The sequence below is a fragment of the Arthrobacter sp. MPF02 genome, from assembly GCF_046605375.1.
GTDB lineage: Bacteria > Actinomycetota > Actinomycetes > Actinomycetales > Micrococcaceae > Arthrobacter.
On sequence record NZ_CP176772.1, the window covers coordinates 2,243,599 to 2,259,803 of the forward strand.

The window sequence follows — 16,205 nt, forward strand, 5'->3', positions numbered from 1 at the left end:
ATCCAACTGAATCAGGACGGCTCACACTGCGCCAGCCGAAAGATTTGCATCTCAGATATTGAGACGGCAATATCATTACATGGACAATTCTAGTGGAGTCGGTGTCATTGATAAAGCTGCCCAGGTGCTGGATGCACTTGAGGCCGGCCCCACGACCCTTGCGCAGCTCGTGGCGGCGACCGGGCTCGCACGGCCCACTGTCCACCGCCTCGCGCTGGCCCTTGTCCACCACCGCCTGGTCAGCCGGGACATCCAGGGACGCTTTGTCCTGGGCACCCGCCTCGTGGAACTGGCATCGGCGGCCGGAGAGGACCGCCTGATTGCCTCCGCAGGGCCGGTCCTGATGCAGCTGCGCGATGCCACCGGTGAGAGCGCCCAGATCTTCCGCCGCCAGGGTGACTGGCGCGTCTGCGTGGCCTCGGCCGAGCGTCCCATCGGCCTGCGCGACACCATCCCGGTGGGCACGCAGCTGTCCATGAAGGCCGGTTCCGCGGCCCAGGTGCTCCTTGCGTGGGAGGACCACGACCGCCTGCTGGAGGGCCTGCAGTCCGCCCGCTTCACACCCACGGTCCTGGCAGGCGTACGACGGCGGGGCTGGGGCCAGAGCCTCGGCGAACGCGAGCCGGGGGTCGCCTCCGTCTCGGCACCTGTGCGGGGGCCTTCGGGCCGCGTCATCGCCGCGGTCTCCATTTCCGGCCCTATCGAGCGGCTTACGCGGCAGCCGGGCAGGCTGCACGCGGAAGTGGTGTGCAACGCCGGCCGGATCCTCACCGAGGCGCTGCGCAAGAACAACGACTGACGCGCCGGCGCCCATCCTTTCAGGCTGCTGGATGGGGCCGGCACCAGGCCGGGCTACCCCGCCGCTTTCCTGAGTGCCGTGTTGAAGGCGGCCAGCCTGCTGACTTCCACCTCCACGGGTTCGACGATGAGTTTCCCTGCCACGGAGGCGACAGCGGTGCGCAGGCGCCTGTGTGCCCGCCTGGCCCTTGCACCGGCCGCCCCGGCGGCGATGAAACGGCCTGTCAGGGCCAGGAAGATACCCAGCACCACGCCCAGGATGATCATCAGTGTGGGCACCGGCCAGCCTTCCACCCGCGGCACCTCCGGCACCGGCATCTGGAAGTATCCCAGCCCGGCCAGCACGCCCAGCCAGCCCAGCCCTCCCAGCACCGTCAACAGTGCCAGCCACTGCACCACGTTGAACACGCCCCACCACCATGACTTGCGGTTCGCGCCCAAATCCGTTCCCGCAATGGCCTGGTCCAGGGCATCGGGGAGCCGTTCCCGGCCTTCCCGGGCAGCGCTCCTGATGGCAGCCCGCCATGGTCCCGGCGCTCCCGCGCTGGCGGCATCGGCAAAGGCACGCACGGCTGCGTCCGTCCGGGCCCGCTCGGATGCACCGGCAACCGGCAGGGACGTGCGGTTCAGTTCCGCTGGCGCATCACTGCGAAGATTCAGGCGGCGCAGGGGGTCGGGGCGGAATCGGGCAAGCCACCGGGTGACGGGCCAGCCGGTTCGGCGCAGCGACTCGAGCCGGTAGGACCTGGACACGGCGCGGACCACCACGGGCACGTTCGCCGCCACCGCGAGCTCATCGGCCAGGCGGTCCTCCGTTGCCGGCCGGACGCCCGCGGCTTCCCCGTCCCCGGAAGCAGCGCGAAGCTCTTCCGTGGCCTTGGTGATGTCCGCAGCCAGCCGCTGCGACTGCGCCTTTCGCTGCACGGCAACGCGGCGGATGTCCGCCCGGAGCTCGTCGATACCGGCACCGGTCACCGCTGATGTGGCGAGCACGCGGACCTTGCCGAGGCCGTCGCGCGAGAGGATGTCCTGCAGGGATGCAAGGACCGGGGCAACGTCGCGTTCCGGGAGCCGGTCCGCCTGGTTGAGGACCACCAGCGTGACGGCGCCATGGGAGGCCAGCGGAGCGAGGAAGCCGTTGTGGACAGCAGCATCCGCGTATTTCTGCGGATCCAGGACCCACACCATGACATCGACCAGGCCGACCATCCGCTGGACCACCCTGCGGTTGGCTTCCCGGGTGGAGTCGAAATCAGGCAGGTCCAGCAGGATCAGTCCGGTGTCCTCACCGGCGAAGCCGTCCACGGCGGCGGCGTGGTGCCGGGTGCGCACGTCCAGCCAGTCAAGGAGGGGCTCGCTGCCGTCCGCTCCCCAGACCCCTGCCAGCGGTTCCGACGTTGTGGGACGGCGCGCTGCCGCCGTCGCAATCTCCGCGCCGCTGACGGCGTTGAAAAGCGACGACTTTCCGCTGCCGGTGGCGCCAAAAAAGCCCACCACTGTGTGGTCTGCGGACAGGGAACGGCGCGAGCTGGCGCGTTCAAGGACGCGCACAACGTCCTTGAGTACCTCGTCCGGAAGGACGCCTTCGCCGAGTTCCCGGGCATCGTTGAGCGCCTGCAGCCGTCCGTCCAGCCGGGAGGACTCCCGGCTTCCGCTGTGCCGGCTCACGCGCTGCCCGCCAGCCGGGCAAGGGCATCGGCATGCGCGGTGAGGGCGTTGTCCGCGATGTCCTGCCTGTCCGGCAGCCGGGACAGGAACTTCTGCTGCTCTTCGTCGAGCAGCCGCCGGCAGCGGACCGCGAGGTCTTCACGTGCTTTTTCAGCCATGCGCCGGACCGCGTCCTCGCCGAAGACAGCTTCGAGCAGGCGCTGGCCGACGACGGCGGTCCCGCCTGCAACGCCGATCTCCAGGCCGGTCAGTCCCGCAGTCATCGAGAACACCACAATCATCAGCGCAGCCCCCAGGCCGTTGATGCCGAAGGAGAGCCAGCGCGCCTGCGTCCGTTTACCCTGGCCCTCAACGCGGATGAGCTCCATGAGCGCCTCCTGCCAGGCCCGGATCTCGGCGGCAGCCCGGTCGGCGAAGCCTGCGGAAGCACCGGACAGGTCGTCTGTGCCGAGCAGCCGGCGGCCGGCGGTGTCGGCCCGCCAGCGCCGGTCCGTCTCTTCGGCGGCGTTCGCTGCCTCATCGAGGATAACGGCCTGCAAACCGGTCTCGATGGCCGCCTCCACGCGGACCGCTGGCGGCGGCTCACCCCGGAAGAAGGCCCCAAGCCGGTCCCGGAAACGTCCCACGTTCTGTTCCAGGCTCCGGAAGAACTCACCCGTGCCCACGAAGTCCTGCCAGCGCGCCAGCACTTCGCCGCGCAGGAGCGCTCCGTCCCGCGTAGCCTCCATGATGCGTCCCGCGGCATCTTCGTAGGCCGAGACGGCTCCGGCCTCAAGGCCGGCAGCTGCGCGCTGCTGTTCGCGGGCTGCCTGGGCAATCCGGGAGACCCGCTCTGCGAGGGCGCGGACGGCCCCGTTCAACGTCCGGCGGGCCACGTCCGAACGGCCCGCGGCATCGGCAGCGAGGTCCTCCAGCCACCCCCGCAGCGGGCGGACCGTCCCCTCCGGCAGCATGCCCATGGAATCCAGTGCCGTCTCGGGGATGATGAACAGTTGCGCGCCGCCCAGGCCTTCCCTGTTGAGGAGGGCCCGCAGGTCCTCGCTGACCTCCGCCTCCGCGCCCGGCGGCACGCGGTCCAGCACCACGGCCACCATGATGTCCCGGGCGGCGGCGTTCAGCAGCAGCTTCCAGGGGACGGCATCGGCGTACCGGTTGGCCGTGGTAACGAAGATCCACAAGTCCGCGGCAGCCAGCAGCTGCCCGGCAAGCTTCCGGTTCTCATCGGAGATGGAGTCGACGTCGGGCGCGTCGAGGAGGGCAACGCCGGCGGGCACGGCGGGGTCCGCGAGCAGCACCAGCGAGGACATGGCGCCGGCATCCGGTTCGGCACCGGCGCGGCTTGACGGGACATTGCCGCCGGCGAGGACGCCGCGGATCCGGCTGAGGCCGGGAAGGACGCGCTGGCCCTCGAACCACGCCGCTTCGGACGGGTTGTGCAGCAGGATGGGCTGGCGCGTGGTGGGGCGGATGGCACCTGCACGGGTGACGGGATGGTCAACGAGCGCGTTGACGAGGGTGGACTTGCCGGCGCCGGTGGAACCTCCGACAACGGCGAGGAGCGGGGCGTCCAGGCTCCGGTACCTCGGCAGGATGTAGTCATCAAGCTGCCGCGCTGCAGCGGCTGCCTCGAGCCGGGCCTGCTCCACGTCCGGCAGCGCCAGCGGCAAGGTAACGTCCCCAAGACCGTCCCGCACCCCCTCAAGCAGCGCCACCGCGTCCGCGGCAGGCTCCGGCCGGGCGTGGGCATCGTGCTCGTTGCGGGAGGTCACAAAAACATCATGCCAGTTCAGCAGCAGTCCATGCGCCGGGACGCCGGCACCGGGAATACAAAAATGGTCCCGGGCTGGTGCCCGGGACCATTCCTTGGTGACCCCAGCGGGATTCGAACCCGCGTTACCGCCGTGAGAGGGCGGCGTACTAGGCCGCTATACGATGGGGCCGTGTACTTCCTGCCAGCGTTTCCGCTGGTCAAGCTCAGTGATTGTTTCACACACTGTGCTTTGGTTTCAAATCGGCGGACCGTTTGAAACTGTTCTGTCCTGCTGCCATAAAGGCCTGCAAACCAGAGCTGGGATACCAGGACTCGAACCTAGAATGACGGTACCAGAAACCGTAGTGTTGCCAATTACACCATATCCCAATGGCACTTTCGGGCCGGTTTTAGGGCCTTTGCCCTGCTCCGTGCCCCTCAGCACGAGAAATTACTTTACCCGAGACTTTCTGCCCGCACAAATCGGCCAGGTGTGATCTGGGTGACCAGCTGGTCCAGCGAGGCGACCATGGGGCCGTCGTACCCCTGCCCGGGCTCCCCTGTACGGTTGAGCCAAACGCCCAGCAGCCCTGCCGCCGTCGAACCTTCCGCGTCCAGCAGCCGGTTGTCCCCCACATACAGCGTTTCGGCCGCAGGGGTGCCCAGGAGCCGGACACCTTCAAGGTAGATGGCGGGATTGGGCTTGGGCACCCCAAGCGTGTCCGTGCCCACCAGGTGTGTCACGCGGTCCAGGCCGGCGCCGTCCAGTTTTGCCCGCTGGTAGCCGTGGACGTTGTTGCTGACCGCTCCGTAGGGGATGCCGGCACCGTCCAGGGCGTCGAGCAGGGGCAGCACGTCCGGGAAGGGCTTGACGTATGCCGGCTGCCGTTCGATGTAGGCGCTGAGCCACTGGTGCGATTCCTCGCCGTCGGCCAGTTCCACGCCGAAGTGCCCAAGGGCCGCGCGGCCGCGGAGGAGCCGCTGTTCGTTGAACGTCAGCTCACCGGACAGGTACTGGTCGTAGTAGTGCGTGGTCTCATGTGTGAAGATGCGGCCGAACCGCTCCCACCCGGCCTTGTCCAGGCCGGGCAGGAGGTGTTCGCTGACCTCGCGCAGGGCGGTGGTCATCGAGTACTCGAGGTCCACCAGGGTGTCGTCGATGTCGAAGAGGACGCCCCGCACCGCGCCGAAAGGAGTTTCCAGGACGCCGCCGCGCGCCTTGCCGGGGGCAGTCATCAGCCGCGGAAGGTCCGGAGCCGGCGCAGGGAGGACTCCTTGCCCAGGATCACCATGGATTCGAACAGCGGGGGCGAGATCCGGCGGCCGGAAACTGCGGTGCGGACCGGGCCAAAGGCGAGGCGCGGCTTGATGCCAAGGTCCTCCACCAGTGCCTGCTTCAATACGGTCTGGATGTTCTCCGCGGTCCACTCCTCCACCGGTTCCAGCGCCGCGATGGCAGCATCCAGGACCTCTTCCAGGTTCTGGGGCAGGCCCTTGCGGGCATCATCGGCGATGTCGATGGCGTCGTCGGCCTTGAACAGGAAGGCCAGCATCTCCGGGGCCTCGCCCAGCAGGGTGATGCGCTCCTGGATCAGTGGAGCCGCCTCCGTGAGGATCTCCTCCTCGCGGTCCGTGAGGATTTCGCCCACCAGGCCCGCGGCGCGCAGGTACGGCGCCAGCCGCTCCCGGAAGTCCTCCGGAGAGAGCATCCGCACGTGCGTTCCGTTGATGGCCTCGGCTTTCTTTAGGTCGAAGCGCGCAGGGTTGCCCAGGACGTCATGGATATCGAAGTGCTCCATCAGCTGGTCCACGGTGAAGATGTCCTCGTCCGCGCTCAGGGACCAGCCCAGCAGGGACAGGTAGTTGAGCAGGCCCTCCCGGATGAAGCCCCGCTCGCGGTGCAGGAAGAGGCTCGACTCGGGATCGCGCTTGGAAAGCTTCTTGTTGCCCTGTCCCATAACGTAGGGCAGGTGGCCGAACTCGGGCATGTACTTGGCCACGCCAACCGCGTGGAGCGCGCGGTACAGCGCAATCTGCCGCGGGGTGGAGCTGAGCAGGTCCTCGCCGCGGAGGACGTGCGTAATCTCCATCAGCGCGTCATCCACCGGGTTCACCAGGGTGTACAGCGGTGCACCGTTGGCGCGCACCACTGCAAAGTCGGGAACGGACCCGGCGCGGAAGGTAATCTCACCGCGGACCAGGTCGTTGAAGGTGATGTCCTCGTCGGGCATGCGGAGGCGGAGTACCGCCTCGCGGCCCTCGGCCTTGTACTGGGCGAGCTGTTCCCCGGTCAGGTGCCGGTCGAAGCCGTCATAGCCGAGCTTGGGATCCCGCCCGGCCGCGCGGTGGCGGGCCTCGATCTCTTCCGGGGTGGAGTACGACTCGTAGATGTAGCCGGCGTCGCGCAGCCGCTTGATGACGTCCTGGTAGATGTCGCTGCGCTGTGACTGCCGGTATGGTTCGTGCGGCCCGCCGACCTCGACGCCCTCGTCCCAGTCGATGCCCAGCCACTTCAGTGCCTCCAGCAGCTGGTGGTAGCTCTCCTCGCTGTCCCGCGCCGCATCCGTGTCCTCGATCCGGAACACCAGGGTGCCCTTGGTGTGCCGGGCGTACGCCCAGTTGAACAGGGCTGTCCTGACCAGCCCCACATGCGGGGTGCCGGTGGGCGAGGGGCAGAAGCGGACCCGGACCGGGGTATCGGCGGTCACGGGCGGGATGGCGGCAGCAGGCGGTACAGAAGCGGTAGTCATAGTGGCTTCAACTTTACCGCCTGCCCTGCCCCCTTCCCGGCCCGGCGGACCGGCTCAGCGGCGCACGACAGGGTTGGACAGCCGTCCGATCCCTTCGATCTCCACCTCGATGCGGTCACCCGGGCTGACCAGGCCAACGCCGGCGGGTGTTCCGGTCATGATCACGTCACCGGGGAGCAGGGTGAACGCCTGGGAGACAACGGACACGAGTTCGCGCACTCCCCTGATCATCTGGCTGGTGCTGCCGTCCTGCCGCAGTTCGCCGTTCAGGCGGGCCTGTATCTGCAGGTCCTCGGGGTCAAGGTCGGTCTCGATCCACGGCCCCAGCGGAGCGGAGGTGTCAAAGCCCTTGGCGCGGGTCCACTGGAGGTCAGACTTCTGGACGTCCCGCGCGGTGAAATCGTTGCCGCAGGTGTAGCCGAAGATGACGTCATCCACCCGGTCCTCCGGAACGTCCTTGCAGATCCTGCCGATCACCACGCACAGTTCCGCCTCAAAGGAGATCTCCTCGGAGAATTCCGGCAGGATCACCGGGTCGCCGGGACCCACGACGGCGGTATTGGGCTTCAGGAACAGGAGCGGCTGCGCGGGCACCTCGTTGCCCAGCTCGTGCGCGTGTTCCACGAAGTTGCGGCCCACCCCCACAACCTTGCTGCGGGGGATGATGGGCGCCAGCAACCGGACATCCTCCAGCTTGTGGCGGACGGAAGTGCGCTCCACCCCATTGAAAAAGGGGTCGCCGTGGATGACAGTGATTTCCTCACTGCCGGGCTCTCCTTCAACAATGCCGTACAGGGGATCAGAATCGACAACAAACCTGGCAATACGCATGGTCCCTACCCTACCGTTCCGCGCTGTAGCGGCCTGTCACCGGCCCGGTGCCTGCCCGGCTTCCTGGCGCAGGTAGTGGAGCTGGGCGGCGACCGACTGTTCGGCTGCCCGCCGGACCGACGGTACGACGTCGGCATAGACGGCGTCTGCCACCTCACCGGCGGTTGCGTCCCGGCCCAGCCGGTCGAGCGCAGCCCGGATCTGGTTCAGGCGGTCCTGCCGGTGCAGGCGGTAGTCCCGGGCGACCGCCTCGAGCGACGGCAGGACCGGACCGTGGGCGGGCAGGACGGTGGCCGGCCCCAACGCTTCGAGCCTGTCCAGGGTGGCGAGGTAGCTTCCCAGGGTGCCGTCGGGAAAGTCCAGCACGGTGGTGCCCCTGCCCAGGATGGTGTCCCCCGTCAGCACCGCACCGCGGACCCCGTCACCGGGCAGGTGGAAGCACATGGAATCGGACGTGTGGCCCGGGGTGGCCAGCACCGTGATCTCCACTCCCGCAGGATGGAGCACCTCGCCGTCCCGAAGCGGCTGCCCCCCGCCGTGGCAGTGGGCAGGGTCCGCCGCCCGGACCGGCGCTCCCGTCAGTTCCTGCAGCCGGGCGGACCCCGCGGTGTGGTCGGCGTGGCGGTGGGTGATGAGGATCAGTTCAACGTCTCCGCAGTCCGCCAGCGCCCGCAGGTGGGTTTCCTCAAGCGGGCCGGGGTCCACCACCGCCACCGAGGTATGCCCGGATGCCTGCAACACGTAGGAGTTGGTCCCGTCCAGGCTCATTGGCCCGGGATTGGGGGCAAGGATGAACCGGGTCTGGCCGGAGCTGTGCTGGAGCACGGGTGCGGGCGGTGTGGCGGCTCAGGCCAGGCGGGTCAGCCAGCCGTGGGTGTCCGGCACCGTTCCGGTCTGGATGCCCAGCAGCTTCTCGCGGATGGCCATGGTGGTTTCCCCTGCTTTTGCGTCCTCGGAGCCAATGAATTCGGTGGCGTCCTTCAGCACCCCGATAGGGGTGATGACCGCGGCGGTGCCGCAGGCGAAGACTTCGGCGATATCGCCGGAGGCTACGCCCTCGCGCCACTCATCAAGGGTGACCTTCCGCTCGGCCACCTCCCGGCCCATGTCCTTGGCAACCTGGATGACGGACATCCGGGTGATGCCCTCCAGGATGGTGCCGGTCAGCGCGGGGGTGACAAGCGAACCGTCCTTCATCACGAAGAACACGTTCATGCCGCCGAGTTCTTCCACGGCATCGTCATTAAAGTGGTCCAGGAACAGCACCTGCTTGCAGCCGTTGGCCTCGGCCTCCTGCTGGGCGATGAGCGAAGCGGCGTAGTTTCCGCCGCACTTCGCGTCACCGGTGCCGCCTCGGCCTGCCCGCGCGTACTGCCGGGAAATCCAGATGGAAACCGGCTTGAGTTCGCCGCCGAAGTAGTTGCCGGCCGGCGAGGCGATCACGCGGAACGAGACCTCGCGGGCGGCGCGGACACCCAGGAAGGCCTCCGTAGCGATCATGAACGGGCGCAGGTAGAGGGCTTCACCGTCCCCTGACGGGACCCATTCCTTGTCGGCTGCAACGAGCTCGCGGATGGCTCCCAGGAAGTATTCGGCCGGGAGCTCCGGCAGGGCCAGCCTGCGTGCGGATTTGTTGAGGCGGGCGGCGTTGGCTTCGGGACGGAAGGTCCATACGGAACCGTCAGCGTGCCGGTAGGCCTTGAGCCCTTCGAAAATTTCCTGGCCGTAGTGGAACACTGCCGCGGAGGGGTCCAGGATGATGGGGCCATAAGCCTCAATCCGGGGATTGTGCCAGCCGCCGTTGCCGTCCGCATCAACGCTGTAGTCCACGATGGCGGTGTGGTCGGTGAAGTGGTTGCCGAATCCCGGGTTCGCCAGGATGGCTGCACGCTCTTCAGCAGATTTCGGGTTGGCCGAGAAGTGCTGGCTGAATTCGACGCCGTGGGCAGTCTGGGTCATGGTTCCTCCACGATCGGCCGCCCGGGTTCAGCGCTGAACGGCAGGGCAGCATTTGGTGATTCGAGACAAGCTTACGCCCGATGCCGGCAGGCCCGGCGCTACAGGCCCGCGGCGATGGCGTCGCCTACGGCGCTGGTGCTGCGTGCGCCGCCGTCGCGCTTTTCCACGTCGGCCACCACTGCCGCTTCAATCCGCTTGGCCGCCCGGGTGTAGCCCAGGTGGTCCAGCAGCAGCGCCGCGGAGAGGATGGCTGCCGTGGGGTCCGCTTTGCCCTGGCCGGCGATGTCCGGGGCGGAGCCGTGGACCGGTTCGAACATGGATGGCGCGGTCCGGTCCATGTTGATGTTTCCGGATGCGGCCAGGCCGATGCCGCCGGTGACGGCCGCGGCGAGGTCGGTCAGGATGTCGCCGAAGAGGTTGTCCGTGACGATCACGTCGAAGCGGGACGGATCGGTGACCATGAAGATGGTGGCGGCGTCGACGTGCAGGTAGTCGTGGGTGACCTCGGGGAATTCCTTGGCGACGGCTTCGACCGTGCGCTTCCACAAGTGGCCGGCGTAGACCAGGACGTTGTGCTTGTGGACGAGGGTCACGTGCTTGCGTTCACGGGTGCTGGCCCGGCGGAAGGCATCGCGCACCACCCGCTCCACACCGTGGGCGGTGTTCAGCGAAACTTCCGTGGCCACCTCGTGCGCAGTGCCGGCACGGAGGCTGCCGCCGTTGCCCACATAGGGTCCTTCGGTTCCCTCCCGCACCACAATGAAGTCGATGCTGCCCGGGTTGGCAAGCGGGCTGCCCACCGTCCCGTAAAGCCGGGACGGCCGCAGGTTGACGTAGTGGTCCAGGCTGAACCGCAGTTTCAGGAGCATCTCGCGCTCGATGATCCCGGAGGGGATACGGGTGTCGCCCGGCGCCGCGCCTACCGCACCGAAGAGGATGGCATCGCGGGTCCGCAGGTCCGCCAGGACTTCGTCCGGCAGGGTTTCACCGGTCGCCAGCCAGTGCTCGGCCCCGAGCTTGTAGTGCGTCTGCTTGAGCTCCACGCCTTCCGCGGCCACGGCCTTCTCCAGTACTTTGACTGCCTCGGCGATTACCTCAGGGCCAATGCCGTCGCCGGGGATTACTGCAAGATCGATGGAGGATGCGCTCATGCTTTCAGGGTAGCCAAGTCATCCATATGCTGGTCAACACGTCTCAGATCTTGAACAGCCCCTAGGGGCTAGGCCTCCGCGGGCTCCTCATACTTCGGGAAGACGGGGGTGGGCGCGGGCAGGGCCGTACCGGCGGCGATCGGCGTCGCAATGGCCTGGAACTGCCGCGAATCCCCCCCGGGCTGGCCCAGCGCCTCCAGCATCCTGGCCGTGGCGTTGGGCATCACCGGCTGGGCGAGGATGGAGACGATCCGCAGCACTTCCAGCGTCACGTAGAGCACGGTGTTCATGCGTTCGACGTCGGTCTTCCGCAGGACCCACGGGGCCTGCTCGGCAAAGTAGGCATTGGTGTCGCCCAGGACGCCCCAGATGGCTTCGAGCGCGCGGCTGAATTCCTGCTTGTCGAAGGCCGCCCGGGCGGCTTCGAGGAGCCCCCCGGCCTGCTCGAGGATTGCGGTGTCCGCGGCAGTAAATTCGCCCGGGACGGGAACGGCGCCGGCGCAGTTCTTGGCAACCATTGAGAGGGAGCGCTGGGCCAGGTTTCCGAAGTTGTTGGCGAGGTCGGAGTTCATCCGCCCCACGATCGCCTCATGGTTGTAGCTTCCGTCGGCACCAAAGGGAACCTCGCGGAGGAAGAAGAACCGCACCTGGTCCAGGCCGTACTGTTCAACGAAGTCGGCCGGAGCCACCACGTTGCCCAGCGACTTGGACATCTTGACGCCGTTGTTGTGCAGGAAGCCGTGGATCATGACCCGCTTGGGCAGTTCCAGTCCGGCACTCATCAGGAACGCCGGCCAGTAGATGGCGTGGAACCTGGAGATGTCCTTGCCGATGATATGCACGTCGGCGGGCCAGAACTTCCGGAACTTCTCCGAATCGACGTCCGGGTATCCAACACCTGTCAGGTAGTTGGTCAGCGCGTCCACCCACACGTACATCACGTGCTTGTCGTTGCCCGGAACGGGCACTCCCCAGTCGAAGGTGGTGCGGCTGATCGAAAGGTCTTCCAGCCCGCGCCGGACAAAGCTGATGACCTCGTTGAAGCGAGACTGCGGCGCGCCGAACTCGGGCTGTGCCTCGTAAAGGGCCAGCAGCTTGTCCTGGTACGCGGACAGCCTGAAGAAGTAGCTCTCCTCGGCCGTCCATGTCACTTCGGTGTCCGTCTCTTTCGAGTACCGCACGCCGTCGTCCTTGACTACGGTGTCGTCCTCGCCGTAGAAAGCCTCGTCCCGGACGGAGTACCAGCCCTCGTACTTGGACAGGTAGATATCGCCGTTCGCTTCCATCTTCTTCCAGATTGCCTGCGATGCGGCGTAGTGGTCCGCGTCCGTGGTCCGGATGAAGCGGTCGTAGCTGATCCCCAGGGCCGCGTGCGCCGCCTTGTAGATTTCCGCGTTCCGGTCCACCAGTTCCTTGGGACTGATGCCCTCCTTCTCAGCCGTCTGGGCAATCTTCATCCCGTGCTCGTCGGTGCCGGTCAGGAACATCACGTCATAGCCGTCCAGGCGCTTGAAGCGGGCCATGGCGTCGGTGGCAATGTACTCGTAGGCGTGGCCGATGTGCGGTACACCGTTGGGGTAGGTGATGGCCGTGGTGAGGTAGAACGGCGTTTTCTCTGAAGCAGTCACGGGCGGACGGTTACCTTCGGTGCGGAGGGACAGGCTAGATCAGTTCAGTCAGGGTATCGCTGAGCCGGACCAGTTCGTGGTCGTGTGACGCCACCAGAACGGCAATGCCATCATTCGTGGTGTCCTTCAGGATGCTGATGATGCGGTTGGCGGAGGCACGGTCAAGGCTTGCGGTGGGCTCGTCAACCACCAGGACCCTGGTGCCCAGGATGAGGGCCCGGGCGATCGCAACGCGCTGGCGTTCGCCGCCGGACAGCTGCGCGGGACGGTGCCGCATCCGGCGGCCCAGGCCCACCAGGTCCAGGAGGTCCTTGGCCATGTCACGGCGCTGCTCCACTTCACCGTCGGGTACGGCAGGCAGCAGGACGTTTTCGAGGGCGCTCATGCCGTCGATCAGCGCGCCGCCCTGGTCAACGTAGCCAATGAGGGCCCGACGGCGGTCGGCGATTTCGTCGTCGCCCATGCTTTCGAGGGAATCGCCTTCCCAGAAGACGCGGCCCGACGTCGGCAGCGTCAGTCCCGCGCCCACGGTCAGGATGCTGGTCTTGCCGGAGCCGCTGCGGCCGGCGACGCAGTGCATTTCGCCGGCGTGCAGCGTCAGGTCGAAGCCCTCCACGACGCTGACGGGCTCGGCGCCGCCCTTGCCTCCGCCGTAGCGGATGGTGATGTCGCTCAGTTCCAGCGGGGTGGCGTGGTCCGCAGCCTTGACAATGGTGTTGGCGCGGGTCTGCAGGGGAACCTCGCCGGAGCCGCTCCTGCGGCTCCGCTGGACATTGGTCGGGTTTGTCATTGGACCACTTTCGTTGAAATCGGTATCCAGCAAAGTACAGCGATGAGGCCGGCTACGCCTGCCCACAGGGCGGCGTAGGGGGCCAGGAGCAGGCCGATGCCAAGGGCGCCCAGCACGCCCAGCGGCAGTGCCACCGTTCCCACCAGGGCATTTTCGAACAATCGGACCTGGCGGAGCATATCCGGGTTCCAGCCCATCGCCTCCAGGATGCCAAGGTACTGGCGCTTGGCCTGCAGCTCGAACCGGCCCGTTACGAGGGTCAGGACCAGGCCTACCACCACGCCGGCGAGGGCCAGCAGGATGCTCGGCAGTGCCACGGCCGCGGCCGCGAGCCCGCTGAGTGCGCTGGCGCCGGCGGCGCGGGGAATGTCGATCAACAGGGCCACCAGTCCCCCAACAGCGGCACCGAAGACGCCGACGGCGATGGCAAGCGCGAGGGTGTTGAATTTGTTGGTGCCCAACTGCCTGTTGGCGAACGTCAGCGGCGAGTCCACCGGAATCAGGCGTTCGTCATGCTGCGGCTCCTGGTCGATGACGTCGCGGTGGCGCAGCTGCCGGGCAGCGAAGAAAGCGGCACCCGCGTACAGCACCAGCACCGCAACGCAGACCAGCGCCGTGGAAAGGCTCCAGCTGACCAGGCTCAGCACCAGGCCGGCGGCGGCCAGCAGCACGGCCCCGACGCCGAACTCCTCGAGGACCCAGCTGCGGATCCGCCGCTGCGTCCAGCCCATGGCACGGAGGGTGCCCGCTTCGCTCCGGCGCTTGCGGATGTAGCTCACGGTGGACGCGCCGGTGAGCAGGGCGGCACCGCACAGTGTCAGGAACAGCAGGGTGACGTTGGTGCCGGACAGCGAACCGGTGACGGCTTCCGCCGCGTTCTGCCGCACCCAGGACTGCTGGACGGTGCCCAGGGGGGATTCCTTGCCGGCGTCGTCCTTGGAGTAGCCGGGGACAAAGATGCTGGCGTCCTCGCGCGCAGAGCCGGCAACGACGGTGGCTTCCAGGCCCATGGCCCGGATTTCGCCGGCGAGCTTCTCAACCTCGGGCTGGGCTTCCTTCCAGCTGCCTGGCGCCTTGGCGCGGACGCGCACCGCGTCGATGACATCCGCGTTTTCTGTGTAGCCGCGGGCCGCCGCGAGGCCGTAGTAGTCGGTGATGGCGCCGGCGGACTGGCTGGCCAGGCCGGTGGCGCTGAGCGACGGCTCGAGCTCCTTGGGATCAACGTCCTTGCCTTCGGCGTCCTCCACCAGCGTGAAGGGGGTGGGGTCGTACCCGCCCAGGGGCAGCTTGTTGACGTCGCCGGCTGCCTCTGCAACAGCCGCCGGGTCGAAGGTTCCGTAGACCATGGGCAGCGGCGCCGCGGACTGCTCCCCCGTCGCCAGGTTTTCGCGGTAGGAGCGCTCGTCCACGGGTTCGCGCTGGGTCTGGTCCACCGGGGCACCGTTGGCGCTCTTCTCCGGCAGCCGGTTGACGGTGACCCACTCACCGGGAACGGCCGTCTTGTCCACCGCGCCGTTGGCAGCGGCCTCGCCGTCGGTGTACTTCGGCGCCGCGGCAAAGTCCGTGCTCCACTTCGCCGGGGTGTACAGGCCCTGGTTGAAGTTTCCGCCGGCACCCAGGAGGGAGGAATGGTCCGTGGAGCCCGGCCAGGACAGCACGAAGGGCTCCTTCGAAACGAACGGCAGGTAATCCTTGCCCAGCGAGCGGGAAACGGTGCCGACGTCCGCGACTACCTTGCCGGCGTCGTCGATTTCCTCAATCTTGACGTTGTATGTCAGGTCCAGCGACGTGCCGGAACGGACGATCAACGGAATGGCCTGGGAGTCTGCGGTCAGCTGGCCGCTGCGCTTTGCCTGCTGGTACTGGGTCATCATGGGCGCCCAGTACTTGAGCTTCACACCCAGGAAGTCGGGGCCCTCGTCCAGCTGGTCCAGGCTGATGCCGGTGGTGAAGAGGCCCTCGAAGTAGCGGCCAATTGCACCGGCATCGCGGGCGTCGGCGGGCGGAGCCTTTTCCAGCGGTGCCAGGAAGTCGCCGGCGGAACCCAGCAGGGCGCGCTCGGCGGCGGGGTCCACTGCCACCACGGATTCGGTGACCTCGGGCGCAAGCGGCAGGGACACCGACAGGTTGAAGAGGTTGTGCTCCGAGCCGCCCGCAGGCGCCGGGAACTTGATGCCCGTTTCACCCTCGGGGGCAGCGATGCGGATACTGCTGCCCCCGGCCGCCCGCTCCTCAACGAGCTTTGCCTTGCCCAGGCTTCCTTCGGCGGTGGACTTGAACAGCGTCTGCTCGGAGACACCGTCGGAGCTCACGGCGCTTGCGGTGAGGCGGTATTTCTTTGGCTCGTCGCTGAGTACCGATTCGGCGGCAGGCCATTGCTCCGGGGCGGTGGCACCTGCTGCCTGGTCGGCGGTCGCGGTCCCGGCAAGCCCGGCGTTGTAGCCCAAGTAGTCCATGGCGTCCAGGCGCGGGGACTCAAGGTTCTGCGTCACGCGCGAGACCAGGCTGATGGGTGCCGCCACGGACGTGCCGGCGAGCTTCCTGATCGACTCCAGCTGTTCAAAGCTGATTCCGCCGGTGCCGGTGGCGATCTCGGGCTGCAGCAGTGCCCCGGCAGGCGCCTTGGCCTGGACGAGGACGTCGTACAGTCCCCGTGAATTCTCATCCACTGTCCGGTTGAGTGCAGCCTGCGACTGGCTTTGGACGAGGACCGACAAGCACATTGCTGCGATCAAGATGGCCGCGGTCAACAGCAGCACTTTGCTTCTGATGAACCTCTGGACGGCGTTCATTGAACTCCCTGAAACGTGGATTGCGTGCGCACAAACGTGTCCGTTCGCGGCGGGCATGGACGACTACGGACGGATGTGCAAAAAGTAT

The 16,205-nt window shown here is 67.3% G+C and carries 12 protein-coding genes and 2 tRNA genes; 1 reads left to right on the forward strand and 13 read right to left on the reverse strand.

Annotated features, from left to right (window positions below; genetic code table 11):
* Positions 1-79 precede the first annotated feature (79 nt).
* Complete coding sequence (locus ACLH0K_RS10590) at positions 80-799, forward strand: IclR family transcriptional regulator (protein WP_411373570.1); 720 nt, start codon at positions 80-82, stop codon at positions 797-799.
* Positions 800-852: 53 nt separating this feature from the next.
* Here ACLH0K_RS10590 and ACLH0K_RS10595 read toward each other — a convergent pair whose 3' ends face one another.
* The 13 genes from ACLH0K_RS10595 to ACLH0K_RS10655 all read right to left on the reverse strand — a co-directional run bounded on the left by ACLH0K_RS10595 (position 853) and on the right by ACLH0K_RS10655 (position 16,117).
* Complete coding sequence (locus tag ACLH0K_RS10595) at positions 853-2,466, reverse strand: GTPase (RefSeq protein WP_411373571.1); 1,614 nt, start codon at positions 2,464-2,466, stop codon at positions 853-855.
* Positions 2,463-4,235 (reverse strand): dynamin family protein, encoded by a 1,773-nt coding sequence (locus ACLH0K_RS10600; protein WP_411373572.1) that lies wholly within the window; start codon positions 4,233-4,235, stop codon positions 2,463-2,465. Before ACLH0K_RS10600 ends, ACLH0K_RS10595 begins: the two co-directional genes overlap by 4 nt.
* A gap of 95 nt (positions 4,236-4,330) precedes the next feature.
* Positions 4,331-4,406 (reverse strand) — tRNA-Glu (locus tag ACLH0K_RS10605).
* A 128-nt stretch (positions 4,407-4,534) separates the two neighbouring features.
* Positions 4,535-4,606, reverse strand: a tRNA-Gln gene (locus ACLH0K_RS10610).
* Between the two features lie 66 nt (positions 4,607-4,672).
* Positions 4,673-5,452, reverse strand: coding sequence for an HAD family hydrolase (locus ACLH0K_RS10615; protein ID WP_411373573.1), 780 nt, complete (start codon positions 5,450-5,452; stop codon positions 4,673-4,675).
* Entirely contained in the window at positions 5,452-6,966 is a 1,515-nt protein-coding gene (gene gltX / locus ACLH0K_RS10620; RefSeq protein ID WP_411373574.1) for a glutamate--tRNA ligase, read from the reverse strand. Before gltX ends, ACLH0K_RS10615 begins: the two co-directional genes overlap by 1 nt.
* Positions 6,967-7,020: 54 nt before the next feature.
* Positions 7,021-7,797, reverse strand: coding sequence for a fumarylacetoacetate hydrolase family protein (locus tag ACLH0K_RS10625; RefSeq protein ID WP_411373575.1), 777 nt, complete (start codon positions 7,795-7,797; stop codon positions 7,021-7,023).
* 36 nt (positions 7,798-7,833) lie between these two features.
* Positions 7,834-8,565: an MBL fold metallo-hydrolase gene (locus ACLH0K_RS10630; protein ID WP_411376464.1), complete on the reverse strand. Its 732-nt coding sequence runs from the start codon at positions 8,563-8,565 to the stop codon at positions 7,834-7,836.
* A 78-nt stretch (positions 8,566-8,643) separates the two neighbouring features.
* Entirely contained in the window at positions 8,644-9,756 is a 1,113-nt protein-coding gene (locus ACLH0K_RS10635) for a branched-chain amino acid aminotransferase (protein ID WP_411373576.1), read from the reverse strand.
* Positions 9,757-9,854: 98 nt separating this feature from the next.
* Positions 9,855-10,907 (reverse strand): 3-isopropylmalate dehydrogenase, encoded by a 1,053-nt coding sequence (locus tag ACLH0K_RS10640; protein ID WP_411373577.1) that lies wholly within the window; start codon positions 10,905-10,907, stop codon positions 9,855-9,857.
* A gap of 68 nt (positions 10,908-10,975) precedes the next feature.
* Positions 10,976-12,535 carry a methionine--tRNA ligase gene (gene metG / locus ACLH0K_RS10645; protein ID WP_411373578.1) on the reverse strand — a complete coding sequence of 520 codons (1,560 nt, stop codon included), beginning with the start codon at positions 12,533-12,535 and terminating at the stop codon, positions 10,976-10,978.
* A gap of 34 nt (positions 12,536-12,569) precedes the next feature.
* Positions 12,570-13,325, reverse strand: a complete 756-nt coding sequence (locus ACLH0K_RS10650; RefSeq protein ID WP_411373579.1) for an ABC transporter ATP-binding protein — start codon at positions 13,323-13,325, stop codon at positions 12,570-12,572.
* Complete coding sequence (locus ACLH0K_RS10655) at positions 13,322-16,117, reverse strand: ABC transporter permease (protein WP_411373580.1); 2,796 nt, start codon at positions 16,115-16,117, stop codon at positions 13,322-13,324. Before ACLH0K_RS10655 ends, ACLH0K_RS10650 begins: the two co-directional genes overlap by 4 nt.
* Positions 16,118-16,205: the final 88 nt, after the last annotated feature.

Bases quoted from the DNA above. Each gene is read 5' to 3' on its own strand.
- ACLH0K_RS10655 (WP_411373580.1), bottom strand. From the start codon at position 16,117: ATGAACGCCGTCCAGAGGTTCATCAGAAGCAAAGTGCTGCTGTTGACC.
- gltX (WP_411373574.1), bottom strand. From the start codon at position 6,966: ATGACTACCGCTTCTGTACCGCCTGCTGCCGCCATCCCGCCCGTGACC.
- ACLH0K_RS10590 (WP_411373570.1), top strand. From the start codon at position 80: ATGGACAATTCTAGTGGAGTCGGTGTCATTGATAAAGCTGCCCAGGTG.
- ACLH0K_RS10650 (WP_411373579.1), bottom strand. From the start codon at position 13,325: ATGACAAACCCGACCAATGTCCAGCGGAGCCGCAGGAGCGGCTCCGGC.
- ACLH0K_RS10615 (WP_411373573.1), bottom strand. From the start codon at position 5,452: ATGACTGCCCCCGGCAAGGCGCGCGGCGGCGTCCTGGAAACTCCTTTC.
- ACLH0K_RS10630 (WP_411376464.1), bottom strand. From the start codon at position 8,565: ATGAGCCTGGACGGGACCAACTCCTACGTGTTGCAGGCATCCGGGCAT.
- ACLH0K_RS10635 (WP_411373576.1), bottom strand. From the start codon at position 9,756: ATGACCCAGACTGCCCACGGCGTCGAATTCAGCCAGCACTTCTCGGCC.
- ACLH0K_RS10640 (WP_411373577.1), bottom strand. From the start codon at position 10,907: ATGAGCGCATCCTCCATCGATCTTGCAGTAATCCCCGGCGACGGCATT.
- ACLH0K_RS10625 (WP_411373575.1), bottom strand. From the start codon at position 7,797: ATGCGTATTGCCAGGTTTGTTGTCGATTCTGATCCCCTGTACGGCATT.